This is a genomic window from Aureimonas ureilytica DSM 18598 = NBRC 106430, from assembly GCF_000382705.1.
Classification (GTDB): Bacteria; Pseudomonadota; Alphaproteobacteria; order Rhizobiales; family Rhizobiaceae; genus Aureimonas; species Aureimonas ureilytica.
Genome location: NZ_ARQE01000001.1, coordinates 352,853 through 378,913 on the forward strand (window position 1 = coordinate 352,853; position 26,061 = coordinate 378,913).

The 26,061-nt window shown below is 68.7% G+C and carries 26 protein-coding genes; 17 read left to right on the plus strand and 9 right to left on the minus strand.

The genetic code is table 11. The features are described from left to right. Positions 1 to 124: 124 nt before the first annotated feature. Complete coding sequence (locus tag B146_RS0101660; protein ID WP_081630873.1) at positions 125 to 325, plus strand: heavy-metal-associated domain-containing protein; 201 nt, start codon at positions 125 to 127, stop codon at positions 323 to 325. Positions 326 to 724: 399 nt separating this feature from the next. Here B146_RS0101660 and B146_RS0101665 read toward each other — a convergent pair whose 3' ends face one another. Next, positions 725 to 1,261: a gamma carbonic anhydrase family protein gene (locus tag B146_RS0101665; protein ID WP_019994672.1), complete on the minus strand. Its 537-nt coding sequence runs from the start codon at positions 1,259 to 1,261 to the stop codon at positions 725 to 727. Between the two features lie 15 nt (positions 1,262 to 1,276). After that, entirely contained in the window at positions 1,277 to 2,467 is a 1,191-nt protein-coding gene (locus B146_RS0101670) for a M20 metallopeptidase family protein (protein ID WP_019994673.1), read from the minus strand. A gap of 282 nt (positions 2,468 to 2,749) precedes the next feature. Between B146_RS0101670 and B146_RS0101675 the strand changes: the two genes are divergently transcribed. From B146_RS0101675 to B146_RS0101685, 3 genes are all read left to right on the plus strand, one after another. Continuing rightward, positions 2,750 to 4,420: a long-chain-fatty-acid--CoA ligase gene (locus B146_RS0101675; RefSeq protein WP_019994674.1), complete on the plus strand. Its 1,671-nt coding sequence runs from the start codon at positions 2,750 to 2,752 to the stop codon at positions 4,418 to 4,420. 136 nt (positions 4,421 to 4,556) lie between these two features. After that, positions 4,557 to 5,261 carry a GntR family transcriptional regulator gene (locus tag B146_RS0101680; protein ID WP_019994675.1) on the plus strand — a complete coding sequence of 235 codons (705 nt, stop codon included), beginning with the start codon at positions 4,557 to 4,559 and terminating at the stop codon, positions 5,259 to 5,261. Positions 5,262 to 5,448: 187 nt separating this feature from the next. Continuing rightward, positions 5,449 to 6,399, plus strand: a complete 951-nt coding sequence (locus B146_RS0101685) for a dihydrodipicolinate synthase family protein (protein WP_019994676.1) — start codon at positions 5,449 to 5,451, stop codon at positions 6,397 to 6,399. 54 nt (positions 6,400 to 6,453) lie between these two features. Here the strand turns inward: B146_RS0101685 and B146_RS0101690 are convergent, their stop codons facing one another. Then, on the minus strand, positions 6,454 to 7,497 hold the full coding sequence (locus tag B146_RS0101690; RefSeq protein ID WP_019994677.1) for an Ldh family oxidoreductase: 1,044 nt from the start codon (positions 7,495 to 7,497) through the stop codon (positions 6,454 to 6,456). Positions 7,498 to 7,752: 255 nt separating this feature from the next. On the opposite strand from B146_RS0101690, the gene B146_RS0101695 reads away from it, so the two are divergent. From B146_RS0101695 to B146_RS0101730, 8 genes are all read left to right on the plus strand, one after another. Then, positions 7,753 to 8,559, plus strand: coding sequence for an ABC transporter substrate-binding protein (locus tag B146_RS0101695; RefSeq protein WP_019994678.1), 807 nt, complete (start codon positions 7,753 to 7,755; stop codon positions 8,557 to 8,559). A 75-nt stretch (positions 8,560 to 8,634) separates the two neighbouring features. Continuing rightward, positions 8,635 to 9,300, plus strand: a complete 666-nt coding sequence (locus B146_RS0101700) for an amino acid ABC transporter permease (RefSeq protein WP_019994679.1) — start codon at positions 8,635 to 8,637, stop codon at positions 9,298 to 9,300. A 10-nt stretch (positions 9,301 to 9,310) separates the two neighbouring features. Further along, complete coding sequence (locus B146_RS0101705; RefSeq protein WP_019994680.1) at positions 9,311 to 9,964, plus strand: amino acid ABC transporter permease; 654 nt, start codon at positions 9,311 to 9,313, stop codon at positions 9,962 to 9,964. Beyond that, a complete protein-coding gene (locus tag B146_RS0101710) occupies positions 9,957 to 10,679 on the plus strand; it encodes an amino acid ABC transporter ATP-binding protein (protein WP_019994681.1) in 723 nt (240 codons plus the stop codon). The genes B146_RS0101705 and B146_RS0101710 overlap by 8 nt, the downstream gene beginning before the upstream one ends. 1 nt (position 10,680) lies before the next feature. Further along, positions 10,681 to 11,934 (plus strand): NAD(P)/FAD-dependent oxidoreductase, encoded by a 1,254-nt coding sequence (locus B146_RS0101715; protein WP_019994682.1) that lies wholly within the window; start codon positions 10,681 to 10,683, stop codon positions 11,932 to 11,934. A gap of 27 nt (positions 11,935 to 11,961) precedes the next feature. Next, positions 11,962 to 12,963 (plus strand): 4-hydroxyproline epimerase, encoded by a 1,002-nt coding sequence (locus B146_RS0101720; protein ID WP_019994683.1) that lies wholly within the window; start codon positions 11,962 to 11,964, stop codon positions 12,961 to 12,963. Beyond that, positions 12,960 to 14,645: a cis-3-hydroxy-L-proline dehydratase gene (lhpI, locus tag B146_RS0101725; protein WP_019994684.1), complete on the plus strand. Its 1,686-nt coding sequence runs from the start codon at positions 12,960 to 12,962 to the stop codon at positions 14,643 to 14,645. The genes B146_RS0101720 and lhpI overlap by 4 nt, the downstream gene beginning before the upstream one ends. Positions 14,646 to 14,657: 12 nt before the next feature. Beyond that, positions 14,658 to 15,686, plus strand: coding sequence for a trans-3-hydroxy-L-proline dehydratase (locus tag B146_RS0101730; protein ID WP_019994685.1), 1,029 nt, complete (start codon positions 14,658 to 14,660; stop codon positions 15,684 to 15,686). 96 nt (positions 15,687 to 15,782) lie between these two features. On the opposite strand, the gene B146_RS0101735 is transcribed toward B146_RS0101730, so the two are convergent. Next, positions 15,783 to 16,187, minus strand: a complete 405-nt coding sequence (locus B146_RS0101735; RefSeq protein WP_019994686.1) for a winged helix-turn-helix transcriptional regulator — start codon at positions 16,185 to 16,187, stop codon at positions 15,783 to 15,785. Between the two features lie 73 nt (positions 16,188 to 16,260). Here B146_RS0101735 and B146_RS0101740 point away from each other — a divergent pair, with 73 nt between their 5' ends. The 4 genes from B146_RS0101740 to B146_RS0101755 all read left to right on the plus strand — a co-directional run bounded on the left by B146_RS0101740 (position 16,261) and on the right by B146_RS0101755 (position 20,049). Continuing rightward, positions 16,261 to 17,121: an SDR family oxidoreductase gene (locus B146_RS0101740; protein ID WP_019994687.1), complete on the plus strand. Its 861-nt coding sequence runs from the start codon at positions 16,261 to 16,263 to the stop codon at positions 17,119 to 17,121. Between the two features lie 263 nt (positions 17,122 to 17,384). Beyond that, positions 17,385 to 18,596 carry an MFS transporter gene (locus tag B146_RS0101745; RefSeq protein ID WP_019994688.1) on the plus strand — a complete coding sequence of 404 codons (1,212 nt, stop codon included), beginning with the start codon at positions 17,385 to 17,387 and terminating at the stop codon, positions 18,594 to 18,596. A 111-nt stretch (positions 18,597 to 18,707) separates the two neighbouring features. Then, positions 18,708 to 19,547, plus strand: a complete 840-nt coding sequence (locus B146_RS24705; RefSeq protein WP_019994689.1) for an MBL fold metallo-hydrolase — start codon at positions 18,708 to 18,710, stop codon at positions 19,545 to 19,547. A gap of 97 nt (positions 19,548 to 19,644) precedes the next feature. Next, the gene (locus tag B146_RS0101755) at positions 19,645 to 20,049 is read left to right on the plus strand and encodes a gamma-glutamylcyclotransferase family protein (protein WP_019994690.1); all 405 of its coding nucleotides are present in this window, start codon (positions 19,645 to 19,647) and stop codon (positions 20,047 to 20,049) included. A 63-nt stretch (positions 20,050 to 20,112) separates the two neighbouring features. Here B146_RS0101755 and B146_RS0101760 read toward each other — a convergent pair whose 3' ends face one another. Beyond that, positions 20,113 to 20,775 (minus strand): OmpA family protein, encoded by a 663-nt coding sequence (locus tag B146_RS0101760; protein ID WP_019994691.1) that lies wholly within the window; start codon positions 20,773 to 20,775, stop codon positions 20,113 to 20,115. Between the two features lie 143 nt (positions 20,776 to 20,918). Next, on the minus strand, positions 20,919 to 21,824 hold the full coding sequence (locus tag B146_RS0101765; protein WP_019994692.1) for a DMT family transporter: 906 nt from the start codon (positions 21,822 to 21,824) through the stop codon (positions 20,919 to 20,921). 386 nt (positions 21,825 to 22,210) lie between these two features. Here B146_RS0101765 and B146_RS0101770 point away from each other — a divergent pair, with 386 nt between their 5' ends. After that, a complete protein-coding gene (locus B146_RS0101770) occupies positions 22,211 to 23,089 on the plus strand; it encodes a helix-turn-helix transcriptional regulator (RefSeq protein WP_019994693.1) in 879 nt (292 codons plus the stop codon). Between the two features lie 41 nt (positions 23,090 to 23,130). Here B146_RS0101770 and B146_RS0101775 read toward each other — a convergent pair whose 3' ends face one another. The 3 genes from B146_RS0101775 to nhaA all read right to left on the minus strand — a co-directional run bounded on the left by B146_RS0101775 (position 23,131) and on the right by nhaA (position 25,901). Beyond that, positions 23,131 to 23,718 carry a GNAT family N-acetyltransferase gene (locus tag B146_RS0101775; protein WP_019994694.1) on the minus strand — a complete coding sequence of 196 codons (588 nt, stop codon included), beginning with the start codon at positions 23,716 to 23,718 and terminating at the stop codon, positions 23,131 to 23,133. 127 nt (positions 23,719 to 23,845) lie between these two features. Beyond that, complete coding sequence (locus B146_RS0101780) at positions 23,846 to 24,148, minus strand: hypothetical protein (RefSeq protein ID WP_019994695.1); 303 nt, start codon at positions 24,146 to 24,148, stop codon at positions 23,846 to 23,848. Between the two features lie 553 nt (positions 24,149 to 24,701). Beyond that, a complete protein-coding gene (gene nhaA, locus B146_RS0101785) occupies positions 24,702 to 25,901 on the minus strand; it encodes a Na+/H+ antiporter NhaA (protein WP_019994696.1) in 1,200 nt (399 codons plus the stop codon). Positions 25,902 to 26,061: the final 160 nt, after the last annotated feature.

Consider the following 26,061-nt stretch of genomic DNA (forward strand, 5'->3'; position numbering starts at 1 on the left):
AGGTCAAGGGCGAGCGGGTTTGGAAGATTAGCATTGCCGCCGATGCTCCGAGCGCGTTCCGCGCGACCCTTGCCGAGACGGGGGCGGAGCGCCCATGTCTGGCAAAGGCACAAGGAGAGTTCCCATGAGATTGCGGATCGACGACATGACCTGCGACGGCTGCGCCCGCGCGGTGACGCGTACCATCCAGCGCCTCGACCCGGAGGCACAGGTCGCGGTGGACCGGCCAGGCGGCACGGCGGACGTGACCACGAAGGCCGAGGGCGAGGCGCTGGTGAGCGCGTTGACCAAGGCCGGCTATCCCGCCGAAGTGCTCGCCGCCTGATGGGCTGGCGGGCGAGTTTCGAGATGGCGCGAGGTTGAACGCGCGCGAGGGTCGTCACGCTGTCGTCGTGATCGCGCCTTTGAACGGCAGGATGGGCCTATCGAGGGAAGGGGCAAGGTTGAGAGGGCAACGGGCTCGCCGGTTGCGCCGCCCATTTCTCCACTGGCCCCGCGACAGGCGCGCTCGATACCGTGGGAAGGCTGGTCCCTCACATACGCACCATCCGCAAAATTTCAGACAGTCGCTAAGCCGGCTTACCGCTACACGATGCGAAGACGGGACGCGCCCGCCTGAGCTTCGTTCTTCACGAGACCGCCGGCTTCGCTTTTCCCTTCGTCGTAGGGGCTTCGGAGGCGAGACCTGTTCGGCGCCGCAAGGAGCCGGGGCCGATCCGTTGCCTCAAACGCCCTCGACCACCCGCAATCCGCCGCGAAAGCGCCGGGCGTTTTCGACATAGGTCTCGGCCGAGCGCTTGAGGCCGGCAAGCGTCGCCTCGTCCAATTGGCGCACGGCCTTGGCCGGGGCGCCGATGATGAGCGAGCCTTCCGGAAATTCCTTGCCTTCCGTCACCAGCGCGCCCGCGCCGACCAGGCAGTTGGGGCCGATGCGCGCGCCGTTCAGCACCGTCGCGCCCATGCCGATCAGCGTGTTGTCGCCGATCGTGCAGCCATGGACGATGGCGTGATGGCCGATCGTGCAGCCCGCGCCGATGGCGAGCGGGAAGCCCGGATCGACATGGAGCATCGCGCCTTCCTGGATGTTGGTGCGCGCGCCGACCGTGATCGTGTCCCGGTCGCCGCGCAGCACCGCGCCGAACCAGACGCCGACATCCTCACCGAGCGTGACGTCCCCGATCACATGCGCGTCGGGCGCGATGAAGAGGCGGTCGGGCGAGGGGAGCTTCGGCGTCAGATCGTCGAGGGCATAGACGGGCATGGGAACCTTCCTTGGTCAGACGCTGGGGCTCAGGAGCTCGCAGGCGGCGAGCGACAGGGCGACGACGCCGTTGCGGATGGCGCGCTCGTCCGGCTGATAGTCCGAATTGTGAAGCTCGTCCCGCCGGCCCGGCGTCATGGAGCCGATGCCGAGCTGGAAGGCCGGCACCTTTTCGCCGATCAGCGCGAAATCCTCCGCGCCGAGCGAGGGGCTGGCTTCCAGAAGCGCCTCGCGGCCGAAGTGGTTTTCCACCGCGCGCATCGTGGCGCGCATCACCCGCTCGTCGCTGACGAGCGGCGGCGTGCCGCGCTCCCAGTCGAGCCGGCATTCGAGGCGCAAGGACGTGGAGACGCCCTCGCAATGACGCCGGATCGCCGCCTCCATCGCCACGCGGTCGGCTTCCAGATGGGTGCGCACCGTGCCTTGGAGGCGCACGGCGTCCGGAATGATGTTGGGCGCGAGCCCGCCTTCGATGACGCCGAGCGTCAGGACGATCGGGCGCATCGGGTCCATCTCGCGCGAGACGATGGTCTGGAGCTGCAGGACCAGCGTCGCGGCGCCGACGATCGGATCGGCGGTGAGATGCGGGCGCGCCGCATGGCCCGAGCGGCCCGAGACGGTGATGGTGAACTCGTCCGACGAGCCGCCCGCGACGCCCGGTGTGAAGGAAAAGCTGCCGACCGGCTCGCCGGGATAATTGTGGAAGCCGAGCGCCAGATCGACGCCCTCCAGCGCGCCGTCCTGCATCATCCTGGCCGCGCCGCTGTCGGAGACCTCCTCGGCCGGCTGGAACATCAGCTCGATGCGCCCCGAGAGATCGGGCGCGATGCGCTGGAGCACTTCGGCGACGCCGATCAGCGTCGCAGTGTGAAGATCGTGGCCGCAGGCATGCATCTTGCCGGGAACGGTCGAGGCATAGGGCAGGCCCGTCTGTTCCTGGATCGGCAGCGCGTCCATGTCGGCGCGCAGCAGAACGGTCGGGCCGGGGCGGCCGGTGTCGATCGTCGCCATGACGCCCGTGCCGCCGATTTGGGTGCGATGGGGCACGCCGATGCGCGCGAGTTCGCGGGCCACCACGCCGCTGGTGCGCACCTCCTCATGGGCGAGTTCGGGATGGGCGTGAAGATCGCGGCGGATGTCGATGAGCGCGGGTTCGATCTCGCCGGCGATCGCCTCGATCCGGGGTCCGATATGGTTGCTGGTCATCGCTCTCGTCTTCCTGTTCAGCGCTGGGGCCAACGCGCTCGCGGCTCGCCCCGGCGCCGAGCGGCACCTTGGCGGGGCGTTTCTCCCCGCGTCTTGTCCCGCGTTTTGCCGGCGGTTTCCAGTGCGAAGCCGCGTTGCGTGCCACGCCGGGACGAAGCCTCGTGCGGTCGCGCGAAAATGAGGTGACATTGACGTTTACGGAAGAGTAGATTCTTCGCGCTTGCCCTATCTCGTGTCTTTGGGAGAAGACCGGATGGAAAACGGGGCATGGGAGGAGCGGACATGAACAAGCCTTGGCTGGCGCATTATCCCGAGGGCATGCCGGCGGAACTCGGCCCGGTTCCCTACGAGACGCTGGCCGACCTCCTCAGCGAGGCCTTCGGCAAATACGCCGCGCGGCCCGCCTTCCGCCTGATGGGCGTCACTCTCACCTATGCCGAGCTCGACCGCGCCTCGGCCCGCTTCGCCCGCTATCTCCAGAGCCTCGGGCTGACATCGGGCGATCGCATCTCGCTGATGATGCCCAATGTCTTCCAATATCCGGTGGCGGTGGCCGGCGCGCTGCGGGCCGGGCTCGTCATCGTCAACACCAATCCGCTCTACACGCCGCGCGAGCTTGCCCATCAGCTCAACGATTCGGGCGCGCGGGCCATCGTCATCCTCGAGAACATGGCCGAGACGCTGCAGAAGTGCCGCGCCGAGGTGCCGGCGCTGGAGCATGTCGTGGTGACGGGCGTCGGCGACATGCTGCCGGGGCTGAAAGGGCATCTCGTCAATTTCGTGCTGCGCTACGTCAAGCGCGCGGTGCCGGCCTACACGCTGCCGGGCGCGGTGCGCTGGAAGGCGGCGCTGAAACAGGGCGGGGACGGGCGCTTCACCCCCGTGCGGCGCGAGGCCGACGAGCCGGCGATCCTGCAATATACGGGCGGCACGACGGGCGTCGCCAAGGGCGCGGTGCTGACCAACCGCAACATCGTCTCCAACGTGCTCCAGTCCGAACTCTGGAACCGGCCGGCGACGCGGCTCGTGCCCGAAAGCCAGCAGGTCGTCACGGTCTGCGCCCTGCCGATCTACCATATTTTCGGCTTCACCGTGAACATGATGCTGTCCTTGCGCCAGGGCGGCTGCAATCTCCTGATCCCCAATCCGCGCGACATTCCCGCCGTCATCAAGACGCTCAAGACCGGGCCGTTCCATCTCTTTCCGGGCGTCAACACGCTGTTCGGCGCTATCGCCCGGCATCAGGATGCGGGGAGCGTCGACTGGAGCCACATGGTCATGTCGCTCGGCGGCGGCATGGCCGTGCAGCGCGCGACGGCCGAGAAATGGCTGGCGCTGACGGGCAAGACGATCTGCGAGGGCTACGGCCTGTCGGAAACCTCGCCGTCGGCGGCCTGCAACATCGTCACCAGCCGCGAATACACCGGCACGATCGGCTATCCGATCCCCTCCACGGAATTCTGCATCCTGTCGGACGACGATGCGCTTGTGCCGCCGGGCGAGGCGGGCGAGATCGCCATTCGCGGGCCGCAGGTCATGGTGGGCTACTGGAACCGGCCCGATGACACGCGCCGCGCCTTTGCCGACGGCGGCTGGTTCAAGACGGGCGATATCGGGATCATGGACGAGACGGGCGCGATCCGCATCGTGGACCGCAAGAAGGACATGATCAACGTCTCGGGCTTCAACGTCTATCCCAACGAGATCGAGGACGTGGTGACGCGGATGCCGGGCGTCGCCGAAGCCGCCGTGGTGGGCGTGCCCGACGAGAATTCCGGCGAGGCGGTGAAGCTCTTCGTGGTGCGCTCCGACGAGGGCGTCAGCGCGGACGCGGTGAAGCAATATTGCCGCGAGAACCTGACCGGCTACAAACGCCCGCGCGAGATCGTGTTCCGCGAGGAGCTGCCGAAAAGCGGCGTCGGCAAGGTGCTGCGCCGCGCGCTGCGGGACTGAGAGCCGGACGCCCGGCCGCCTTCATCACAGGTCGGCGACCGGGCTTCCAAACCTGCGTGGATAAGGTTTGTATGCACGCGCCCGACGCGCTATCGCGAAAGGCGAGCCGCCCCATCCCCGCAGACGAGGACCCGACATGAGCGAGCCAGCCGACACGCCCGCGCCCGAGCGCAAGCGCGGCTCCGGCGTGAAGATGGTCTACGACCTCCTGCGCGACGAAATCCTCGATCTCGTTCTGCCGCCGGGAAGCCCGATCGACGAGGTGCAGCTCGCCGAGCGTTTCGGCATGTCGCGCACGCCGATCCGCGAGGCGCTGGTGCGCCTGTCGGGCGAGGGTCTGGTGCACACGCTGCCCAACCGCTCGGCGGTGGTGGCGCCGATCGACTTCCTGAACCTCCACACGTTCTTCGACGCGCTGGTGCTGATGTACCGCGTCACGACGCGGCTGGCCGCCGAGCATCACCGGCCCGAAGACCTCGAGCCGATCCGCGCGCGCCAAGCCGAGTTCGCCCGCGCGGTGGCCGACCAGAACGCGCTCGCCATGATCGCCACCAACGCCGCCTTCCATTCGGCCATCGCGGAAGCTGGGCGGAACCCCTATTTCCTCGGGCTCTTCAACCGCATTCTGGACGAGGGGCGGCGCATCCTGCGCATCTACTACAATTCCTACGAGGATCGCCTGCCCCGGCAATTCGTGGACGAGCACGAGGAGATCATCCTCAAGATCGCCGGGCGCGATCTCGACGGCGCGGACCATCTGGCCCGTATCCATGCCGAGCAGATCGTGCGCCAGGTGCAGACGCTGTTCGCGCGCGGGGGAACGCTCGACATCGCGCTCTGACCCTTTCCCGCCATCCGCACCACCAAGCCGTCTCGTTTCGCGAGGCGGCTTTTTTTGCGTCTTGCCGACCCGCCCGACCGCCGCAAAATCTTGTCGACAAATAAAATGCAATGCGCGATAGTCACGTCCAGAACGGCGGGAACGATGGCTTGAAGCTCACCGCTGGGGTCCCACGAGGAGTTTACAGGTGAAGGCTCAGATCTTTTCCGGCGTCATTCCCGCGCTGATGACGCCCTGCAAGGCCGACCGCACGCCCGACTACGACGCGCTGGTGAAGAAGGCGCAGGAGCTGATCGCCGAGGGCATGTCGGCGGTCGTGTATTGCGGCTCGATGGGCGACTGGCCGCTCCTCACCGACGAGCAGCGCATGGAAGGCGTCGCGCGCCTCACGGGCGCCGGTATTCCGGTGATCGTCGGCACCGGCGCGGTCAACACCGCCTCGGCCGCCGCCCATGCCGCGCACGCCCAGAAGGTCGGCGCCAAGGGTCTGATGGTGATCCCGCGCGTCCTGTCGCGCGGCTCGGTGATCTCGGCCCAGCGCGCCCATTTCAAGGCGATCCTCGCGGCGGCGCCCGAGCTTCCGGCGGTCATCTACAACAGCCCCTATTATGGGTTCGCGACCCGCGCCGATCTCTTCTTCGCGCTGCGCGCCGAGCATGCCAACCTCGTCGGCTTCAAGGAATTCGGCGGCCCGGCCGACATGCGCTACGCCGCCGAGACCATCACCAGCCGCGACGACGGTGTGTCGCTGATGATCGGCGTCGACACGGCCGTGACCCATGGCTTCATCAATTGCGGTGCGACGGGCGCGATCACCGGCATCGGCAATGTCCTGCCCCGGGAAGTCATCCAGCTCTGCACGCTCGCCCAGAAGGCGGCCGCCGGCGACGCGCTCGCCCGCCGGCAGGCCAGGGAGCTGGAAGAGGCGCTCGCCGTCCTCTCCTCCTTCGACGAAGGCCCGGACCTCGTTCTCTACTTCAAGCACATGATGGTGCTGAAGGGTTTTGGCGAATACACGCTCCACTTCAACGAGACGGATGCGCTGAGCGACAGCCAGCGCGGCTATGTCGAAGCGCAGCTCAAGCTCTTCGACACCTGGTATGCCGACTGGTCGAAGCGTGAAGGCCTCGCGGCCTGATCGGGCGTCGCTTCCGTCAAAGGCGGGTCTCGCGAGAGGCCCGCCTTTTCTGTTTCAGAGCGTGACGGCGTCGAGCCCGTCGCGCTCCAGCCGGTCGAGCTGAGCGAGTTCGCTGGCCGACAGGGTGATGCCCTCGCGCTCCGACACGGCGCGCGCGGCGAAGCGGCGTTGCGAGGGGAGGCGCGCGCCCTGGCCGACGATCGCCTCGAACAGCGTTTCGGCCCGCGCGAACGGGTCGCCCGCGCGCCCCGCCGCGAAGCGCTCGGGCGAGAAGGCGAGGATCAGCTCGCCATGGCTCGGCGACAGGTTGGTGGAGCCGAGCTGGCGCAGCGATTCCAGGCTCGTCAGATCGCCGATCATGATGCCCGCCAGAAGCTCGATCATGGTGGAGATGGCCGAGCCCTTGTGCCCGCCGAAGGTGAGCATGGCGCCGGCGAGCGCGGCTTCCGGGTCGCGCGTCGGCTGGCCTTCGGCGTCGATCGCCCAGCCCTCGGGGAGCGTTTCGCCCGCCCGACGTTTCAGCTCGATCTCGCCGCGCGCGGCGACCGAAGTCGCGAAATCGAAGACATAGGGCTCGCTGTCGCGGCGCGGCCAGCCGAAGGCGAGGGGATTGGTGCCGAGAAGCGGCTGCGTCCCGCCGGTCGGCGCGACGGTCGCATAGCTCGGGCAGAGCGCGAGCGCGGCGAGCCCGTGGGCCGTCACCGCCTCCACCTCCGGCCAGAGCGCCGAGAAATGCGTGCAATCGTTGATGACGAGCGCGGCCATGCCGAGGGTGCGGGCGCGCTCCGCAAGATGCGGCAGGCCGAGTTCGAAGGCGGGATTGGCAAAGCCGCCCTTGGCGTCGACCCGGAGGATCGCCGAGCCGTCGTCGGGCAGGAGTTCGACGATCGCGTCGGCCTCGACCTTGCCGGCCTTCACGGTCCGCAGCGCGCCCTCGATCCGGTAGATGCCATGCGACTTGCAGGCGTCCCGCTCGCCCGCCACGATGACGCGCGACAGCGCGCCGGCCTGCGCCGCGTTGAGGCCGCCCTTGCGGAAGATCGCCTCGACACGGGCCAGAAGCGCGGAAACGGGCAGGGTCTCGGACGTCAGGGTCATCGGGGCCGGTCCTTTGCATTCGAGGGCGCGGCGCGCGCGGCCCCTCCTCTTTTTGCATACACAGAGAATATTGCAAACGACGGCTGCGCCGGGCGGGGCGACTGCACCGCAACAGACTTTGCCGCTTTGTCTCGCAATTGCACAAAATATGCGCTGCCGACAGGTCTTGCACACTTGTTGTATTTTCTGTTTGATGCCTCCATCCGGAGGCTCGCGAGACGAGCGCCCGATGCCGACACAACAAGGGGACAGCGCATGAAGACCAAGGCCATCGCACTCAGCCTCATGGCTGCCACCGCCTTTGCCGGAGCCGCCAAGGCCGACAAGCTGGACGACATCATCGGCTCGGGCACGCTGCGCTGCGCCGTGGTTCTCGACTTCCCGCCCATGGGCTCGCGCGACGCGTCCAACAACCCGGTCGGCTTCGACGTCGACTATTGCAACGATCTGGCGAAGGCCCTCGGCGTCACCGCCGAGATCGTCGAGACCCCGTTCCCCGAGCGCATTCCCGCGCTGATGTCGGGCCGCGTCGATGTCGGCGTCGCCTCGACCTCGGACACGCTGGAGCGCGCCAAGACGGTCGGCATGACCATTCCCTATTTCGCCTTCGAAATGGCCGTGACGGCCAACGAGAAGTCGGGCGTCACCTCCTTCGAGGGGATGAAGGGCAAGACGGTCGGCGCGACCGCCGGCACCTATGAAGCCATCGCGCTCGAGAAGCAGGTGACGGAATGGGGTTCGGGCACGTTCCGCCCCTACCAGACGCAGGCCGACGTCTTCCTGGCGCTGAGCCAGGGCCAGATCGACGCGACCGTCTCGACCTCGACCGTCGCGCAGGCCAACGTCAAGACCGGCAATTTCCCGGGCATCGCGGTCGTCGGCAAGGCGCCCTTCGACATCGACTATGTCTCGCTCTTCACCAACCGCGAAGAATACGGCCTCATCAACTACCTGAACCTCTTCATCAATCAGCAGGTTCGCACCGGCCGCTACAAGGAACTCTACGAGAAGTGGGTCGGCGGCGAAGCCCCGAACCTGACCGTGCCCGGCGTTTACCGCTAAGCTCCTGCCTCTGCCCGGCGGCGCCTCGGGGGTCTCCCCCGCGCGCCGCCGGCTTTTTTCGAGGGCGAGAGGGCCATGTTCAACTACTCGTTTCGATGGAACCAGGCCTTCCAGGCCCTGCCGCGAATGCTCGACGGCGCGCTCGTCACGCTGCAGGTCGCGCTTCTATCCATGGCGATCGGCCTCGCCTTCGCCATTCTCCTCACCCTCTTCCGCCGCTCCGACAGCCGCATCCTCAAGGGCTTCGCGACGGCCTGGGTGGAGGTCGCGCGCAACACGCCGGCGCTGTTCCAGATCTACATGGCGCATTTCGGCCTGGGCGCCTTCGGCATCCACCTGAGCCCCTATCTGTCGCTGCTCGCCGGCATCGCCTTCAACAATGCCGGCTATCTCGCCGAGAATTTCCGCGGCGCCTTGAAGGCGATCCCCGAAACGCAGGCCCGCGCCGGGCGCTCGCTCGGCATGAGCTCGCTTCAGGCCTTCCGCTTCATCGTCCTGCCGCAGATGCTGCGCATCGCCTTCCTGCCGATCACCAACCAGATGGTCTGGGCCATTCTCATGACCTCGCTCGGCGTCACCGTCGGCATGAACACGGATCTTGCCGGCATCACGCAGGAGCTGAACGCGCGCTCCTTCCGCACCTTCGAGTTCTTCGCCATCGCCGCCGTCATCTATTACGTCATCGCCAAGGCCGTGACGCTCGCCGCGCGCCTCGTCGCCTGGCGCCTGTTCCGGTCCTGAGGGGCGCGCCATGTTCGAGACGGCTCTGACCCTCAACGACTTGATCTTCCTCGCCAAGGGCGCGGGCATGACGCTGGCCGTCACCGGCGTCGCCGTCACGGCGGGCACGCTGCTCGGCATCCTGTTCGGCGTCCTGCGCTTTCAGCTCGGACCCATCTGGTTCGCGCCGATGACCTTCCTCCTCGACATCTTCCGCTCCGTGCCGCTCCTGATCCAGTTGGTGCTCGCCAACGCGTTCCAGTCCATCGCCAAGCTTGGCTGGCCGCCCTTCACGACCTCCTGCGTCGTGCTCTCGCTCTATGCGGCGGCCTATTGCACCGAGATCGTGCGCGGGGCCATGGAAGCCGTGCCCTTCACCACGCGCCGCGCGGCGCGCTCGCTGGGCATGACCTGGGGCCAGGACCTTCGCTATATCGTCGCGCCCTTGGCCACCCGCGTCGCGCTGCCCTCCTGGATCGGGCTGACGCTCGGCGTCATGAAGGATTCCGCGCTCGTGCTCTGGCTCGGCCTGATCGAGCTTCTGCGCGCCTCGCAGATCCTCGTCACCCGCCTTCAGGAACCGCTGTTCATCCTGATGATCTGCGGCCTCATCTACTTCCTCCTGAGCTTCCCGGTCGCTCGGCTCGGAGCCTATCTCGAAAGGCGCTGGTCTCCCCATGATTGAGATCCGGAACGTGCGCAAATCCTTCGGCCCGCTGGAAGTGCTGAAGGGCATCGACCTCACCGTCGCCAAGGGCGAGGTGCTGACGATCATCGGCGGCTCGGGCTCGGGCAAGTCGACGCTTCTCACCTGCATCAACGGGCTGGAGCCGATCGATTCCGGCTCCATCCATATCGACGGCACCGAGGTTCACGCCAAGAGCACCAATCTCGACAAGCTGCGCCAGAAGGTCGGCATCGTGTTCCAGCAGTGGAACGCCTTTCCGCATCTCACCGTCATCGAGAACGTCATGCTCGCGCCGCGCAAGGTGCTGGGCCTGTCCAAGGCCGAGGCCGAGGCCATCGCCGTCAAGCAGCTCGGCCATGTGGGGCTGGGCGACAAGCTCAAGGTCTATCCCGGCCGTCTCTCGGGCGGCCAGCAGCAGCGCATGGCGATCGCCCGCGCCCTCGCCATGAGCCCGGAATACATGCTCTTCGACGAAGTGACCTCGGCGCTCGACCCGATGCTGGTCGGCGAGGTGCTGGACACGCTGCGCATGCTCGCCTCCGAGGGTATGACCATGATCTGCGTGACGCACGAGATGAAGTTCGCGCGCGAAGTGTCGGACCGAGTCGCCTTCTTCCACAAGGGCGTCATGGCCGAGATCGCGCCGCCCGAAGAGCTGTTCGGCGCGCCGAAGAACCCGGAAACGCAGACCTTCCTGGCGGCGACGCACTGACATGAACCAACCTTCTTCCGCCCAGCCGGATGTCGCGGTCATCGGCGCGGGCGTCATCGGCCTGTCCATCGCCCTGGCGCTCCAGGCGCGGGGCCTTTCTGTCACCGTTCTCGACCGCGAGGGGCCGGCGGCCGGTGCTTCGGCCGGCAATGCGGGCGCCTTCGCCTTCACCGACATTCTGCCGCTCGCCTCGCCTGGCATCCTGAAAAAGGCCCCGCGCTGGCTTCTCGACCCGCTGGGGCCGCTCAGCGTGCCGCCGCGCTATGCCGCGCGGATCACACCCTGGATGCTGCGCTTCTGGCGCGCCTGCCAGCCCGACCGCGTGGAGGCTGCAACCGCGGCGCAAACCGCGCTGATGGATCTCTCCAAGGCCGAGCTGGAGCCTTTCCTCCAAGCGACGGGCACGCTGGGGATGCTGCGCAAGGAGGGCAACCTTCAGGTCTATGAATCCCGAGCCGAACTCGACACCTCGCAGCCCGGCTGGGACGCGCGGGCGCGGCATGGGATCGAATTCCGGCACTTGACGGCCGCCGAGATGGCGGCGATCCAGCCCGGACTTTCGCCGCGCTTCACCCATGGCACGTTCACGCCCGGCTGGTTCTCCATCGCCGACCCCAAGACTTACGTGCTGGCGCTGGCCGAGCGGTTTCGGGCGGGCGGTGGCGCGATCGAGCGCGCGAGCGTTTCGGCGCTGAAGCTAGAGAGCGCGGGCGTCGCGATCGAGACCGAGGGCGGTTCCCGGCGCGCGGGCCATGTCGTGGTCGCGGCCGGGGCCTTCTCGCATCGCATCGCGCAGACGCTCGGCGAGCGCATTCCGCTGGAAACCGAGCGCGGCTACAACACGACGCTGCCGGCGGGCGCGTTCGATCTGCGCACGCAAGTCACCTTCGGCGGCCATGGCTTCGTGGTCACGCGCCTGACCTCCGGCGTGCGCGTCGGCGGCGCGGTGGAACTCGGCGGCCTGTCGCTGCCGCCGAACTTCAAGCGCTCCGAGGCCATGCTCGCCAAGGCGAAGGCGTTCCTGCCCGGCTTGAAGACGGAAGGCGGCAAGCAGTGGATGGGGTTTCGCCCCTCGCTGCCGGATTCGCTGCCCGCCATCGGCCCGGCGCGGGCCAGCGCCCAAGTCACCTACGCCTTCGGCCACGGCCATCTCGGTCTCACCCAGTCGGCCGGCACCGCCCGGCTGGTGGCCGATCTGGTGTCGGGCCGCCCCTCCGCCATCGATCCGACACCCTTCTCGCCGCAACGCTTCTGATCAGCCTTCCCCAATGAGGTCCGGCCCATGGCCAACCATACGTTTTCCTGTCTCGATGGCCACACCTGCGGCAATCCCGTCCGCTTGGTGTCGGGCGGTGGTCCGCTTCTCAAGGGCGAGACCATGCTGGAGAAGCGCGCGCATTTCCTGGCCGAGTTCGACTGGATTCGCACCGGGCTCATGTTCGAGCCGCGTGGCCATGACATGATGTCGGGCTCGATCCTCTATCCGCCGACGCGCCCCGATTGCGACGTCGCCGTGCTCTTCATCGAGACGTCGGGGTGCCTGCCCATGTGCGGCCATGGCACGATCGGCACGATCACCATGGCGATCGAGAACGGGCTGATCCAGCCGCGCGAGCCCGGCAAACTGTCGATCGACGCACCGGCCGGCAAGGTGGATATCACCTACCGCCAGGAAGGCCGCTTCGTGGAAGAGGTGCGCCTCACCAACGTGCCGGGCTTTCTCTATGCCGAGGGGCTCACGGCCGAGGTCGAGGGCCTCGGCGAGATCGTGGTGGACGTCGCCTATGGCGGCAATTTCTACGCCATCGTCGAGCCGCAGGCGAACTTCCGGGACATGGCCGATTTCACCGCCGGCGAGCTGGTCGGCTTCTCGCCCAAGCTCCGCGCCGCGCTGAACGCCAAGTACGAGTTCGTCCATCCCGAGCACCCTGAAATCCAGGGCCTCAGCCATATCCAGTGGACGGGCGCGCCGACGGTCGAGGGCGCGCATGCGCGCAACGCCGTGTTCTATGGCGAGAAGGCGATCGACCGCTCGCCTTGCGGCACCGGCACCTCGGCGCGCATGGCGCAGCTGGCGGCCAAGGGCAAGCTGCAGGTCGGTGACGAGTTCGTCCACGAATCCATCATCGGCTCGCTGTTCAAGGGCCGGGTCGAGGCGGCGGTGACGGTGGCGAACCGTCCGGCCATCATCCCGTCCATCGCCGGCTGGGCGCGCCAGACGGGCATCAACACGATCTTCATCGACGATCGCGACCCGTTCGCGCATGGCTTCGTGGTGAAATGAGCGGCGCGGCCCTCGCCGTCCTCGAAGGCCGGGCGGAGGGCCCGGTCCTCGCGCTCCCCGAGCCCTTGAGCTTCTGGGGCGGGGTGGACCCGGCGACGGGCCGCATCATCGACGTGCATCACCCCGCCCATGGCGCCTGCGTCTCCGGCGCGGTCCTGATGATGCCGACGAGCCGGGGCTCCTGCACGGGCTCCGGCGTGCTCCTCGATCTCGTGCTGGAAGGGCGCGCGCCGGCGGCGTTGGTGTTCTCCGGGCCGGAAGACGTGCTGACGCTCGGCGCGCTGGTGGCGGCCGAGCTGTTCGGCCGGAGCCTACCGGTGTTTCGCTTGGGGCAAGCCGATTTCGCGGCGCTTGCGACCGCGCCTCATGCCCGGCTCGGGCCTGACGGCATCGAAGCCGAAGGGCTCCGCCTCGCGGTCGAGCCCCTGTCCGCCACGGACCTGGCGTTATCAGACCATGACCGATCCTGTCTTTCGGGCGAGCGGGGCGAGGCGGCGCGGCAGGCCATGCGGATTCTCTGCGCGGTGGCGCGCCAGCAGGGGGCCGAGACGCTGACGGATGTGTCGCGCGCCCATATCGACGGCTGCATCTATGCCAGCCCCGCCAACCTGACCTTTGCCGAGAAGATGGAAGCGCTCGGCGCTCGCGTCGCCATTCCGACGACGATGAACGCCATCTCGGTGGACCGGGAGAACTGGCGGGGGCAGGGCGTGCCGGACAGCTTCGGCTCGCCCGCCGCGCGCCTCGCCGACGCCTATATGCGCATGGGTGCCAGAGCAAGCTTCACCTGCGCGCCCTACCTTCTGCCGGGTGCGCCTGCTGAGGGCGAGGCCATCGGCTGGTCGGAATCCAACGCCGTGATCTATGCCAATAGCGTTCTCGGCGCGCGCACGGCCAAGCACCCGGACTTTCTCGATCTCTGCATCGCGCTGACCGGCCGCGCGCCGCTTTCGGGCGTTTATCTCTCGGAGCATCGCCGCGCCCGGCGCGTGCTCCAGGTCGAAGCGCCGGACGGGGCGGGCGGGGCCTTCTGGCCCGTCATCGGCTATCTCGCCGGTCTCGCCGCGCCCGACCGCATTCCCGTCCTGACGGGCCTCGCCACTCTCGCACTGAGCCCGGACGATCTGAAGGCGCTCTGCGCGGCCTTCGGCACGACCTCCGCCGCGCCCATGCTGCATGTGGAGGGCGTCACGCCCGAGGCCGTCGGCGCGGCGCTGCCCGAGGCCGATCACGTTACCATCACCCGCGCCGATCTGGCGACAGCCTGGGAGCGCCTGAACGGCGGCCCGGGTGACATCGATCTCGTGGCATTGGGCAGCCCTCATGCTTCGCTGGCCGAATGCCGCGCCTTGGCCGAAGCGCTGGGCGGGCGACACCGGGCGGAGGGCGTGTCGGTGATCGTCACCGCCGGGCGCGACACGATCGCGGCCGCGCGCGCCGACGGCACGCTGGCGCGCCTTCAGACGAGCGGCGTCGAGGTTCTGCCCGATCTCTGCTGGTGCTCGATCTCGCGGCCGGTCTTTCCCGAGCGGGCGAAGGTGGTGCTGACGGATTCCGGCAAATACGCCCATTACGGGCCGGGCCTGTCGGGCTGCACGGTGCGGCTCGGCACGCTTGATGATTGCGTCGAAGCCGCGCTGACCGGCCACGCGCCGCCGCGCCTGCCGGCCTGGCTCGACTGAGGAGGACATCGGATGCGCAGCATTAGGACGGTTCACGTCATTTCGGCTCATGCGGAAGGCGAGGTCGGCGACGTCATCGTCGGCGGCGTCGCGCCGCCGCCGGGCGACACGCTCTGGGCGCAGAGCCGCTTCATCGCCAGCGACAATCGCTTGCGCAATTTCGTGCTCAACGAGCCGCGCGGCGGCGTCTTCCGGCATGTGAACCTGCTGGTGCCGCCGAAGAACCCGAAGGCGGATGCGGCCTTCATCATCATGGAGCCGGAGGACACGCCGCCCATGTCGGGCTCCAACTCGATCTGCGTGGCGACCGTCCTGCTCGACGGTGGGATCATCCCGATGACCGAGCCCGAAACGCGGCTCACTCTGGAAGCGCCGGGCGGGCTCGTTCCCGTGCGCGCCGAGTGCCGGGACGGCAAGGCAGAGCGCATCTTCGTGGAGAACCTGCCGAGCTTTGCCGACAAGCTGGGTGCCTCGCTCGACGTGCCGGGATTGGGCACACTCAGCGTCGATACCGCCTATGGCGGCGACAGTTTCGTGATCGTCGATGCCGAGGCGCTCGGCTTCAAGCTCGTGCCCGAGGAGGCGCATGAGATCGCGCGCCTCGGCGTGCGCATCACCAAGGCCGCCGACGAGCAGCTCGGCTTCCACCATCCGGAAAACCCGGACTGGCGGCACTTCTCCTTCTGCCTTTTCGCCGGGCGCGTGGAGCGGACGGCGGAGGGCCTGCGCGCGGGCGCGGCGGTCGCCATCCGCCCCGGCAAGGTGGATCGCTCGCCGACCGGCACGGCGCTCTCGGCCCGCATGGCCGTGCTTCATGCGCGGGGAGAGATGACGGAAGCGGACAGTCTCACCGCCGTGTCGCTGATCGGCTCCACCTTTACCGGCCGTATTGTGGGACAGGCGAAAGTGGGCGGGCGTCCCGCCATCCGGCCGGAAATTTCCGGGCGCGGCTGGATCACCGGCATCCACCAGCACATGCTCGACCCCGCCGACCCCTGGCCGGAGGGCTATCGCCTAACGGACACGTGGGGCGCGCGCTGAGAACGTTTTGCGATGGGGCAGGGCGCGCGGGCGTTGCGGCCGCGAGGCGGGCGGCCGCAGGATGATGCCGACCGTTCGAGCCGGCGGGAAGGCGCTTTAGGCGTCGCGCTTGCCCGCCCGATCTTGCGCGCTGAGAATGGCCGGCAGGCTGGCTTCCACCCAGTCCGCCAGATCCTTCACGCGCCGGGCGGCTTCCTGGCCGAGTTCGGTCAGCGAATATTCGACATGCGGCGGCACGGTGTCGAAGGAGGTGCGGCGCACCAGACCGTCGCCCTCCAGCGCCTTCAGGGTCTGCGCCAGCATCCGCTCGCTGACCCCGTCGATGCGGCGGCGCAGGGTGCTGAAGCGGAACGTGCCCTCTTCGAGAACGATCAGCACCAGGACGCCCCATTGGCTGGTGAGGTGACGCAGCACCGCGCGGGACGGGCAGGCGGCGGCTAGGACATCGCCGCGCCGGAGCTTGTCGGACAGGGACGGCGCGCTCTCGGACAAAATCTCCATACGAACCTTTTTGTGCGTACTTACGTTTCGTAAGCATCCTGTCTAAGTCTCGGCGATCGATCCAGCAAGGAGATTGATCGTGACCATTGCCATCACCGGCGCCACCGGCGCTCTCGGACGCCTCGTCCTTCAGGGCCTCGCCACGCGACGCCCGAACGAGACCGTGGTCGCCCTCGCGCGCTCGCCCGAGAAGCTGACGGGGGCCGGCGTCGAGGCCCGCCACTTCGACTACAACGACGCCGCGACACTCGCCCCGGCGCTCGCCGGCGTCACCACGCTGCTCCTGATTTCCTCCAGCGAGGTCGGCCAGCGCGAGGCGCAGCACCGCGCGGTGATCGCGGCGGCCAAGGCCGCCGGCGTCGGGCACATCGTCTATACGAGCCTTCTCCATGCCGACCGCTCGGCCCTGTCGCTGGCGGGCGAGCATCTGGCGACGGAAGCGGCGCTGCGGGATTCGGGCATCCCCCACACGATCCTGCGCAATGGCTGGTACACCGAGAATTACATGGGCTCGGTGCCCCCGGCGCTCGCCCATGGCGCCTTCATCGGCAGCGCGGGCGAGGGGCGCATCGCCTCGGCGGCGCGGCAGGATTACGCCGAAGCGGCGGCCGTGGTGCTGACCGAGAGTGGCCATCAGGGCAAGGTCTACGAGCTTGCCGGCGACGAGGCCTATACGCTCGCCGATCTCGCGGCCGAGCTGTCGCGCCAGTCGGGCCGCGAGATTCCTTATGTGAACATGCCGGAAGCCGACTATGCCGGCGCGCTGGCCGGCGTCGGCCTGCCCAAGCCGCTCGCCGATGCGATCGCGAGCTACGACGCCAAGGCCGCCGAGGGCGCGCTGTTCGACGACGGCCGCGAACTCTCGCGCCTCATCGGCCGCCCGACGACGCCGCTCTCCGCCAGCATCACGGCGGCGCTGCAACAGGCGAAGTGAGATCGGGCGCGGCATGGGAGAGAGCCCGTGCCGCGCCTCCGCCGCACTCACAGGGTTTCACGTGAAACACCGGGGGCGACGGATCGCCGCATCCGCGGCGGCACGGGTGGAGTGGGCCTCTCCAAAGGGCAGGACCCATAAGCCTTGCGAAGCGTCTCGGCCGTCCTCTTGAAACTGCATGGCAGGCTTGCAGAATCCGGGGTCGTCATGGCGGCGGCGCCATGGTGTCGCTTTGCGACGCGAACCCTTTCAGGCGGCATTCCATGGACCTTTCCGTTCCCTCCTCCGTGCGGGAAGGCGGCTTGGCCGCTTCGCCCGCGCCGCGCGCGGGGCTGACGCTCGCCGCCCTGTCGCTCGGCTCCTTCACCATCGGCTGCGGCGAATTCGGCATCATGGGCCTCCTGCCCAATATGGCCGACGACCTGCGCGTCACGATCCCGCAGGCCGGCCTTCTGGTGACGGGCTATGCGCTCGGCGTCGTCTTCGGCGCGCCGCTGCTCGCCGTCCTCACCTCGCGCTGGGAGCGCCGGCGCGCGCTGCTCCTCCTGTCGCTGGTCTTCGTGATCGGCAATCTTGCCTGCGCGCTCAGCCCGACCTATGGCCTCCTCATGGCCGCGCGCGTCTTCACGGCGCTGGCGCATGGCACGTTCTTCGGCATCGGCGCGGTGCTCGCCACCGAGATCGCCCGGCCCGGGCGCGAGGCGCAGGCCATCGCCATGATGTTCGTCGGCATGACGCTCGCCAATGTCTTCGGCGTGCCGCTCGGCACGTTCATCGGCCAGGAATATGGCTGGCGCATGCCCTTCTACATCGTGACGGCGCTCGCCCTTCTCACCTCGCTGGCGCTCTTCCTCTTCGCCCCGCAGAGCTATCCGCGCGCCAATGTGCGCTTTCGCGACGAACTGCGCGCGCTCGGCCGCCCGCCGGTTCTCATGGCCATGGGCCTCAGCGTTCTGGCCTCCAGCGCCCTGTTCACGCTCTACACCTATATCTCGCCGCTCCTGTCCGAGGTCACGGGCATCGCGCCCGAGCGCGTGCCCTATCTGCTTCTCGTCTTCGGCGTCGGCATGACGCTCGGCAATGTCATCGGCGCGCGGCTCGGCGACTGGAAGCTGATGCCCGCGATCATCGGCATGTTCGGCGCCATGGCCGTGGTGCTGGCCGCCATGCATGTCCTGGCGGCCGAGACGGTGCCCATGCTGTCGCTGCTGCTCGTCTGGGGTGCGTTGGTCTTCGGGCTGGCCTCGCCGATCCAGATGCGCATCGTCGCGACCGCTGAGGGCGCGCGCAATCTCGCCTCCACCGTGAACCAGAGCGCCTTCAATCTCGGCAACGCGATCGGCGCCTGGATCGGCGCCATGCTGATCAGCGCCGGCATTTCCTATGCCATGCTGCCCATGGCCGCCGCGATCCTCGCCGCGCTCGCCTGCGCGCTCGCCGCCTTCAGCCATCGGCAGGACCGGCGCGCCGCCTGACGGCGACGACAAGCCTCTAGCCGGCTGAGGGTTGAGCCGGCGCGCGCCGGGAGCGATCGGGCGTCCTGCCTCGTTCGGAAGGACGGACCTGAAGCCGGAGGAGGCGGGCGCATGGTGGTGCAGATCGAACTCGGCGAGGCGGCGCGCGCGCCCGAACGCGTCGAGGCCCATGAGGTCCGGGAGGTGCGCCCGGACCTTGCCTATCTTCGCACGATCCTCGTCAATGTCGCTTTCGTCGGCCAGCCGGGCGCCGGCGACCGGGGCTGGGTGCTGGTCGATTGCGGCATCACCGGGACCAAGGGGCAGATCACGGAGGCCGCCGCCTCGCGCTTCGGCGCGGGGGCCCGGCCCGCCGCCATTCTCCAGACCCACGGCCATTTCGACCATATCGGCGCGCTGGAAGATTTCGCCGCCGAGTGGGACGCGCCGGTCTTCGCCCACGCGCTCGAAGCACCCTTTCTCACCGGGCGGGAAAGCTATCCGCCGCCGGACACGAGCGCCGATGGCGGCATCATGCCGAAACTCGCCCCGCTCTTTCCGCGCTCGCCGGTGGATGTCTCCGCCCATCTCCAGATCCTGCCGGACGACGGCTCGGTGCCGCCGCTGCCGGGCTGGCGCTGGGTTCACACGCCCGGCCACACGCCGGGTCACGTCTCCTTCTTCCGCGAGGCGGACCGGACGCTGATCGCGGGCGACGCCGTGATTTCCACGGGGCAGGAATCGGCCTACGAGGTCGCCACGCAGCGGCTCGAGATGCACGGGCCGCCCCGCTATTTCACGCCGGACTGGGTGGCGGCGCGGGACTCCGTGCGCCGCCTCGCCGCGCTGGAGCCCGAGCTCGTCGTGACCGGCCATGGCCGCGCGCTGGCGGGGCCGGCGATGCTTAAGGCGCTGCATCATCTCGCCGCGCATTTCGACGAGATCGCCCCGCCGCGCCACGAGCGCGCCTGACGCGTCCTCCGGCCGCGCGCCCGCGCTGCGACCAAACGCGCATGACATCCGCTTGAACGGGGCGGAACGGCGCGGCGCGTTCCACGCTTCCTCGGGCATGATGGATGTTTTCGTATACGGGACCCTGAAACAGGGCTTTCCCTTTCACCCGCTCGGCCTGTCCGGCGCGCGGTTTCTCGGGCCGGTGGAAACGCTGGAGCCCTATCCGATGGTAATCGCCGGCTCGTTCTACGGGCCGATGATGCTGGAGCGGCCAGGCGAAGGGCTTCGGGTGCGCGGAGAGCTCTACCGCGTCGAGCCCGAGCGGCTCGCCAAGCTCGACGAGCTGGAGGATGTCGGCAAGCCCGGCAGCTACCGCACGCGCATCGCGGTGGGCGGGCAGGGCGCCGATCGCGTCGAGGCCATCGGCTACATGAAGAGCGCCGAATGGCTGAAGCCCGTCCACACGGGCTATCTCTCGGATTATCAGGACCGGCGCTTCATCCCGCCCTGGGAGCGCTGAGGCCACCAAAAAAGGGGAGGCCGGCGCGGCCTCCCCTTCGATGGTTTTGGCCGGCGCGAAGCCTCAGCCGGCGCGCAGCGGCGAGATGGAAATCTCGACGCGGCGGTTCTGGGCGCGGCCCGCTTCCGTCTGGTTCGAGGCGACCGGGCGCGACATGCCGTAGCCCTGCACGTTCAGGCGGCGCGGATTGACGCCCTGGCTCTGCAGGAACTGCGCGACCGAGCCGGCGCGGCGCTGCGACAGGGCGAGATTGTAGCCCTCGCCGCCGACATTGTCGGTGTTGCCGGCCACATCCACGATCGACTGGTCGTATTTGTTGAGCACGATCGCGACCGACTGGAGCGTCGGGTAGAACTGCGAGCGGACCTGATCCTCGTTCGTGCCGAAGGTGATGTTGGAGGGCATGTTGAGGATGATCTGGTCGCCATTGCGCGTGACCGAGACGCCCGTGCCCTGGAGCTGGGCGCGGAGGTCCGCCTCCTGGCGGTCCATATAGGCGCCGATGCCGCCGCCGCCGATGGCGCCGATGCCCGCCCCGATCAGCGCGGCGCGGCCGGGGTCGGTGCCCGTCGCGCGGCCGACGAGATAGCCGCCGAGCGCGCCGGCGCCCGCGCCGATGCCCAAGCCCCCGGCCGTGTTGGAGAGCTTCTGCTCGCCGGTATAGGGATCGGTGGTGCAGCCGGCCAGGAGCGAGCCGGCGGCGAGCACGAGAAGAAGCTTCTTCATGAAAGTCCAGCCTTCCGATGTTCGGACGCCTCTCGCGGGCGCCCTTCAGGATCGTTCGGAGAAGGGGCTAGAAAACAGTCTGGGCTGGATTGGGGCTGACGCTCCTGGTTTTCCACAAGCGTTGCGCTCCTGCCACAGGGGGCTCAGCCGGCGGCGGGCTGCCGCAGGCGCGCGGGCGCCGCCGCCTTCGGCCCGGTGAACATCACGACATTGCCGAGAAGCGTCAGCGCGAGGCCGAGGACGCCGGTCGCCGTCCAGACATAGGATTCGAAGAGGCTGGAGAGGGTCAGCGCGACGATCGGAAACAGGACCGTGGCATAGGCCGCGCGCGCCGAGCCGATGCGCGCCACCAGCATCAGATAGGTGGTGAAGCCGACCACCGAGCCGATCGCGGCGAGATAGACGAGCGCCGCGACATAGCGTCCGTCCGGGGGCGTCACGATAGGCGTGCCGGTGAGCGCGATGAGGGCGAGGAGAACGAGCGCGCCGTAGCTCATGCCCCAGGCATTGGCGGTGATGGGTTGAAGACCCGCCGCGCTGTTGCGCCGCGACACCATGTTGCCGAAGGAGAAGAACAGGGTGCCGAGCATGGCGAGCCCGATGCCGGTCAGCGTGCCCCGGTCGAGATGGGTGGCGATATCAGGCCCGAACAGGAGCGCGAGGCCGCAGGCGCCGAGAAGCGCGGCCAGAAGCGCGCGGCGCGAGATCGGATCGCCGAAGAAAAGCCGGGCGTTCAGCGCGTTGAGGATCGTCGCCAGCGAGAAGATCACCGAGATGAGGCCGGACGGCACGAAGCCGGCCGCCTTGTAGAAGCACAGGAAATTGCAGGAGAAGAGGCACAGCGCCTGAAGCAGCACGAAGGGCTGGTCGCGCCGCGCGGGGATCTTCAGCCGGCCCGCCAGCGCCAGAGCGGCGACGAGAAGGAGCCCGGCCAGGGCGAAGCGATAGAAGACCGACACCAGAACCGGCACGGGGCCGACCTGAAAGGCGATGGCGATCCAGGTCGTGCCCCAGATCAGGACGGTGGCGATGAAGAGGGCGGCATTCATGGGCTGACGTCTCGGAAGGAACAGAAGCGGGGCAGGCGAAGGCGACGCGCCGCCGCATGAGCGGACGACACGGGGGGTTCGATCGGATCGGACGGCCGACACGTCTATTCGACGGGCGCCGACAAGGGCGGCTCGACATCGACGAGAACCCTCGTCGAACGGGAGGCGCCGACGCGATGAGGCGCCCGCGCCTTCCTCGGAGCCGCGACAGAGGCTCCCGGTGCCGATCCGTTCCGATCGCCCTTGGCTCTAGCGTGGACGCTCGGGTCCGCTCTTGACGATTCTTGCGGTAGATCGCGCTTGGCTTGGCGCCCGCTTCGGGCGCAGATTGGGCCCCGTCCACCCGTCTCGCACCGCAAGCCCCGCACCGCAGCCCCGCACGCCCCATGCCGCCTCGCTCCCTCTCGCCCTCCGTCTTCTCGGCGCTTTCGGCCTCGCCCACCGCCCAGGCCACGCACCGGCTGGACCTTGGCGCGGGGCGTTCGGCGACGATCTGGCGCAACACGCGCGACGAGGTGAGCTACGAGCAGCCGGAGGGTCACACGCTGAGCCTCTATCTGACCGGCGGCGAGGGCACGCGGCGCGTCGGCGGGCGCGGGGCTGGCGCGCGGGGAGCCAGCGGGCGGGCCGGCGCGGTCTGCATCCTGCCGCAGGGCCATTCCTCGCGCTGGGCGATCTCCGACCCGTTCGAATTCGCCCATCTCTACGTGCCCGACCGGGAACTGCGCCGCTTCTTCGCCGAGACCTTCGAGCGCGACGCGCGGCTGATGAGCCTGCCGGAGGCGACCTTCGCGGACACGCCGCGTCTGGCGGGCGCGCTGACGCGCTTGGCCCTCGCCGTGCGCGCGGGCGAGGCGCTCGCGGCCGAGGTGGCGATGGGCGAGGCGCTGGTCGCGGCGCTCGCCCCGGAGGGCGCGGGCGGGCGGGCCGTGAAAGGAGGGCTCGCGCCCCATCTCTGCCGCCGGGTGGAGGAGCATGTGGACGCCGCGCTCGGCGAGACCATCCGGCTCGACGATCTCGCCCGTCTCGCCGGCCTCAGCCCCTTCCATTTCCAGCGCATGTTCCGCGAGACGTTCGGCCTGTCGCCGCACGCCTTCACGCGCCGGCGCCGGGTGGAGCGGGCGCGTGCGCTGCTGCGCGCGGGCGAGCCCGTGGCCGAGATCGCGGCGGCTTGCGGCTTCGGCGACCAGAGCCATTTCACCCGCGTCTTCAAGAGCGAGACGGGCCTCACCCCCGCCGCCTATCGCGCCGCGCTGCGGCGTTAGGCTTCGGTCGGATTGTCGGGCGCGCCGCCCTTCGCCGCGACCTATTCGAAGATCGGCACATGGGGCGCGGCGTCGCGCGGCAGCGCGCCGTTGAGGCGCGGATCGTCGGCGATTTCGAGGCTTTGGCCGATCGGCCGGAACCCGGTGCGCCGGTAGAAGGCGAGGGCGCGCGGATGGTCGATCGTGTTGGTGTGCAGCCAGAGCCGCCGGATCGGCCGCGCGAAGGCGGTCTCGATCGCGTGGTTCATCAGGGCGCGTGCCGCGCCCGTGCCCTGAAGCCGCTCCGTCAAGCCGAAATACTTGATCTCGCAGGCGTCCGGCTCGGAAAAGTCGAGTTCCAGAAGCCCCTCGTCCACGCCCTCGACGCGCCAGGAGAAGATCGCGGTGCCGGGATGGGCGAGAAGCGCGTCGAGCTCGGCGCTCTCCATGTAGAGGCGCGAGAACCAGAGATGCGGGGCGCCGACCTTGCGATAGAGCGCGAGATAGGCCTCCCGCTCGGGCGCCGGCCAGGCGACGATCCGGCCCGGCAGATCGGCGGGCGCGGGGCGCAGGGGCGGGCGCTCGCGCAGTTCGAGCGAGGTGGCGATGGCGGCGATCTTGCCCCGTTCGATCTCGTTGAAACGCTCCATCCGCCTGTCTCCTCGCCATCCGTTCGGCTGGCGGAGTGCCATGGCGACGGGGCGGGGGCAAGGGCGGGCCTCGGGGGCGGAGAGGCGAGGGCGTGGATGTCACCGCTCCGCTCGGACGCCGCGCGGCTCAGCCGAGGAGCAGCGCCAGCGCGAGATAGATGGCCTGCAGCGCCACGACGAGGACGCCGCTCCACAGGAAGGCTTCTTCCCAGGTCTCGGCGATCAGGAAGATGGCGGGCATGCCGATCGCGACCGCGATCAGGAAGCGATGCAGGAACAGCCCGACGCGCCAGGGCGAGCGCTTGTCCGGCGCCGGGCGCGGCGGACGGTGCCGCCGGCGCGGATGCCGTTCCTGTCCGGGTTCGACAGGCTCGGCCTCGATGATCCGATCGTCTTCTTCGGGCCGGTCTTCTTCGCGACGAGACGACATGCGACCTTCCTGCGGCGCGCGGCGCCCGGAGAGGAGGGATCGGACAGGCCGGACCGGCCCACGATCGAAGCGATGGGCAGAACATGTGCTCGACGAAGCCGCCCTTGGGCGGCGTTCGGGGACGCGCCGGTCTGGCCCTCGAGAGTAATTGAAACCTCAGGGCTTGGCGATACGCTTTTGGGTTAAAAATGCAGTTTTGATTGTGATGAACCGGATCGGTGTAGCGCCGGTCCCCCTGCGATCAAAGAGGGGCTGCCAGCAAGGCTCGCCGGATTTCCAGCAGTGTATCGGACGTCTTGAGGCGGTCCTCGCCGAGGCTTCCGCAGCGCCAGGCGTGGCGACTCCCTCGCAAACACCCGAACCTCTCTCCCCTGCGGCTCGATCGGCGCGGACTTTTCTTGAGGGCAGGTGCGCTTCTCGTTGCAGCGGGGGCTCGCCGCCACGCGCTCGTGGACATGAAAACGCCCCGGCGGGAAACCCGCCGGGGCGCTCGGTCGAGTAGGCGGACCGGGCGCCTGGCCTTTGCAGGGGGCGCCCGGCCTTGTCGGGTTCGTCAGGCCGGGCGCTCGCGCGACGGGGCGAGCCAGAGCACGAGGGCGCCGAGAAGGCCGGAGGTGATCGAGCCCATGAGCACGCCGAGCTTCACTTCGTCCTGCAGAAGCGGCGAGGTCGGGAAGGCGAGAAGGCCAATGAACAGGCTCATGGTGAAGCCGATGCCGCACAGAAGCGCGACGCCGTAGAGCTGCGCCCAGGTCGCCCGCTCGGGCAGGCTCGCCCAGCGCAGGCGAATGGCGAGCGCCGCCATGCCGAAGACGCCGACCTGCTTGCCGACCAAAAGCCCCACCGCGATGCCGACCGGCACGGGGTCGGTCAGCGCCGAAAGCGTGAAGCCGGCAAAGGACACGCCCGCATTGGCGAAGCCGAAGATCGGCACGATCAGAAAGGCGACCCAGGGCTGGATCGCGTGTTCGAGCTTCAGAAGCGGCGGCTCCTCCTGCTGGAGGCCTTCTTCGGGCACCACGAGCGGAATGGCGAGCGCGAGCACGACGCCGGCCAGCGTCGCATGGATGCCCGACAGGAACACCAGCACCCACAGAACGAGGCCGAGCGCGAGATAGGGCGCGAGCCTCGTGACGCCGCGCCCGTTGAGAAGCGCCAGAAGCGCGACCACGACCGCCGCGCCCGCGAGCGCCAGGAGATTGAGCTCAGCCGTGTAGAACAGGGCGATGATCAGAACCGCGCCGAGATCGTCGATGATCGCGAGGGCGGCGAGAAAGACCTTCAGCGAGACCGGCACGCGCGAGCCGAACAGCGAGAGAACGCCGAGCGCGAAGGCGATGTCGGTGGCGGACGGAATGGCCCAGCCGCCCCGCGTCTCGGCCGAGCCCATGTTGAAGACGAGATAAAGCGCGGCCGGCACCGCCATGCCGCCGAGCGCGGCGAGACCCGGCAGGATGCGCGCGTCCCAGGTGGCGAGCTGGCCGCCCAGAACCTCGCGCTTGATCTCCAGCCCGACCATCAGGAAGAACACGGCCATCAGTGCGTCGTTGATCCAGTGGAGCAGCGAGAGCGGGCCGATATAGAGGTGGAGCGCGCCGAAATACTCGGCCGCGAAAGGCGAATTGGCGACGATCAGCGCCAGGGCCGCCGCACCCATCAGGACGAGACCGCCCGAGGCCTCGCTGGCGAGGAAGTTGCGCAGGAATCGCGACGGCCGCCGGCTCGGGATCGAATTGTGGTTCTGCGAGGACATGGCTTCGCCCTCCCTCCTGTTCGAAAAAGGTTGCACACATCTCCGTCGATTTGAGGGAAGCCCCCGGGCGCACGCAGCACACGCCTCGAAGGCCTAGATAGAAGGACGAACGCCGCTTGGCGAGAGGCGATGGGCCTGCGAGCCTGACGCTTTCGCGAGC

Coding starts and splice junctions, on each gene's coding strand:
- B146_RS0101765 (WP_019994692.1), bottom strand. CDS start 21,824: ATGAATGCCGCCCTCTTCATCGCCACCGTCCTGATCTGGGGCACGACC.
- B146_RS0101760 (WP_019994691.1), bottom strand. CDS start 20,775: ATGAAGAAGCTTCTTCTCGTGCTCGCCGCCGGCTCGCTCCTGGCCGGC.
- lhpI (WP_019994684.1), top strand. CDS start 12,960: ATGAGCGGCGCGGCCCTCGCCGTCCTCGAAGGCCGGGCGGAGGGCCCG.
- B146_RS0101705 (WP_019994680.1), top strand. CDS start 9,311: ATGTTCGAGACGGCTCTGACCCTCAACGACTTGATCTTCCTCGCCAAG.
- B146_RS0101775 (WP_019994694.1), bottom strand. CDS start 23,718: ATGGAGCGTTTCAACGAGATCGAACGGGGCAAGATCGCCGCCATCGCC.
- B146_RS0101665 (WP_019994672.1), bottom strand. CDS start 1,261: ATGCCCGTCTATGCCCTCGACGATCTGACGCCGAAGCTCCCCTCGCCC.
- B146_RS24705 (WP_019994689.1), top strand. CDS start 18,708: ATGGTGGTGCAGATCGAACTCGGCGAGGCGGCGCGCGCGCCCGAACGC.
- B146_RS0101755 (WP_019994690.1), top strand. CDS start 19,645: ATGATGGATGTTTTCGTATACGGGACCCTGAAACAGGGCTTTCCCTTT.
- B146_RS0101735 (WP_019994686.1), bottom strand. CDS start 16,187: ATGGAGATTTTGTCCGAGAGCGCGCCGTCCCTGTCCGACAAGCTCCGG.
- B146_RS0101660 (WP_081630873.1), top strand. CDS start 125: ATGAGATTGCGGATCGACGACATGACCTGCGACGGCTGCGCCCGCGCG.
- B146_RS0101715 (WP_019994682.1), top strand. CDS start 10,681: ATGAACCAACCTTCTTCCGCCCAGCCGGATGTCGCGGTCATCGGCGCG.
- B146_RS0101720 (WP_019994683.1), top strand. CDS start 11,962: ATGGCCAACCATACGTTTTCCTGTCTCGATGGCCACACCTGCGGCAAT.
- B146_RS0101700 (WP_019994679.1), top strand. CDS start 8,635: ATGTTCAACTACTCGTTTCGATGGAACCAGGCCTTCCAGGCCCTGCCG.
- B146_RS0101690 (WP_019994677.1), bottom strand. CDS start 7,497: ATGACCCTGACGTCCGAGACCCTGCCCGTTTCCGCGCTTCTGGCCCGT.
- B146_RS0101675 (WP_019994674.1), top strand. CDS start 2,750: ATGAACAAGCCTTGGCTGGCGCATTATCCCGAGGGCATGCCGGCGGAA.
- B146_RS0101780 (WP_019994695.1), bottom strand. CDS start 24,148: ATGTCGTCTCGTCGCGAAGAAGACCGGCCCGAAGAAGACGATCGGATC.
- B146_RS0101745 (WP_019994688.1), top strand. CDS start 17,385: ATGGACCTTTCCGTTCCCTCCTCCGTGCGGGAAGGCGGCTTGGCCGCT.
- B146_RS0101695 (WP_019994678.1), top strand. CDS start 7,753: ATGAAGACCAAGGCCATCGCACTCAGCCTCATGGCTGCCACCGCCTTT.
- nhaA (WP_019994696.1), bottom strand. CDS start 25,901: ATGTCCTCGCAGAACCACAATTCGATCCCGAGCCGGCGGCCGTCGCGA.
- B146_RS0101770 (WP_019994693.1), top strand. CDS start 22,211: ATGCCGCCTCGCTCCCTCTCGCCCTCCGTCTTCTCGGCGCTTTCGGCC.
- B146_RS0101730 (WP_019994685.1), top strand. CDS start 14,658: ATGCGCAGCATTAGGACGGTTCACGTCATTTCGGCTCATGCGGAAGGC.
- B146_RS0101670 (WP_019994673.1), bottom strand. CDS start 2,467: ATGACCAGCAACCATATCGGACCCCGGATCGAGGCGATCGCCGGCGAG.
- B146_RS0101710 (WP_019994681.1), top strand. CDS start 9,957: ATGATTGAGATCCGGAACGTGCGCAAATCCTTCGGCCCGCTGGAAGTG.
- B146_RS0101680 (WP_019994675.1), top strand. CDS start 4,557: ATGAGCGAGCCAGCCGACACGCCCGCGCCCGAGCGCAAGCGCGGCTCC.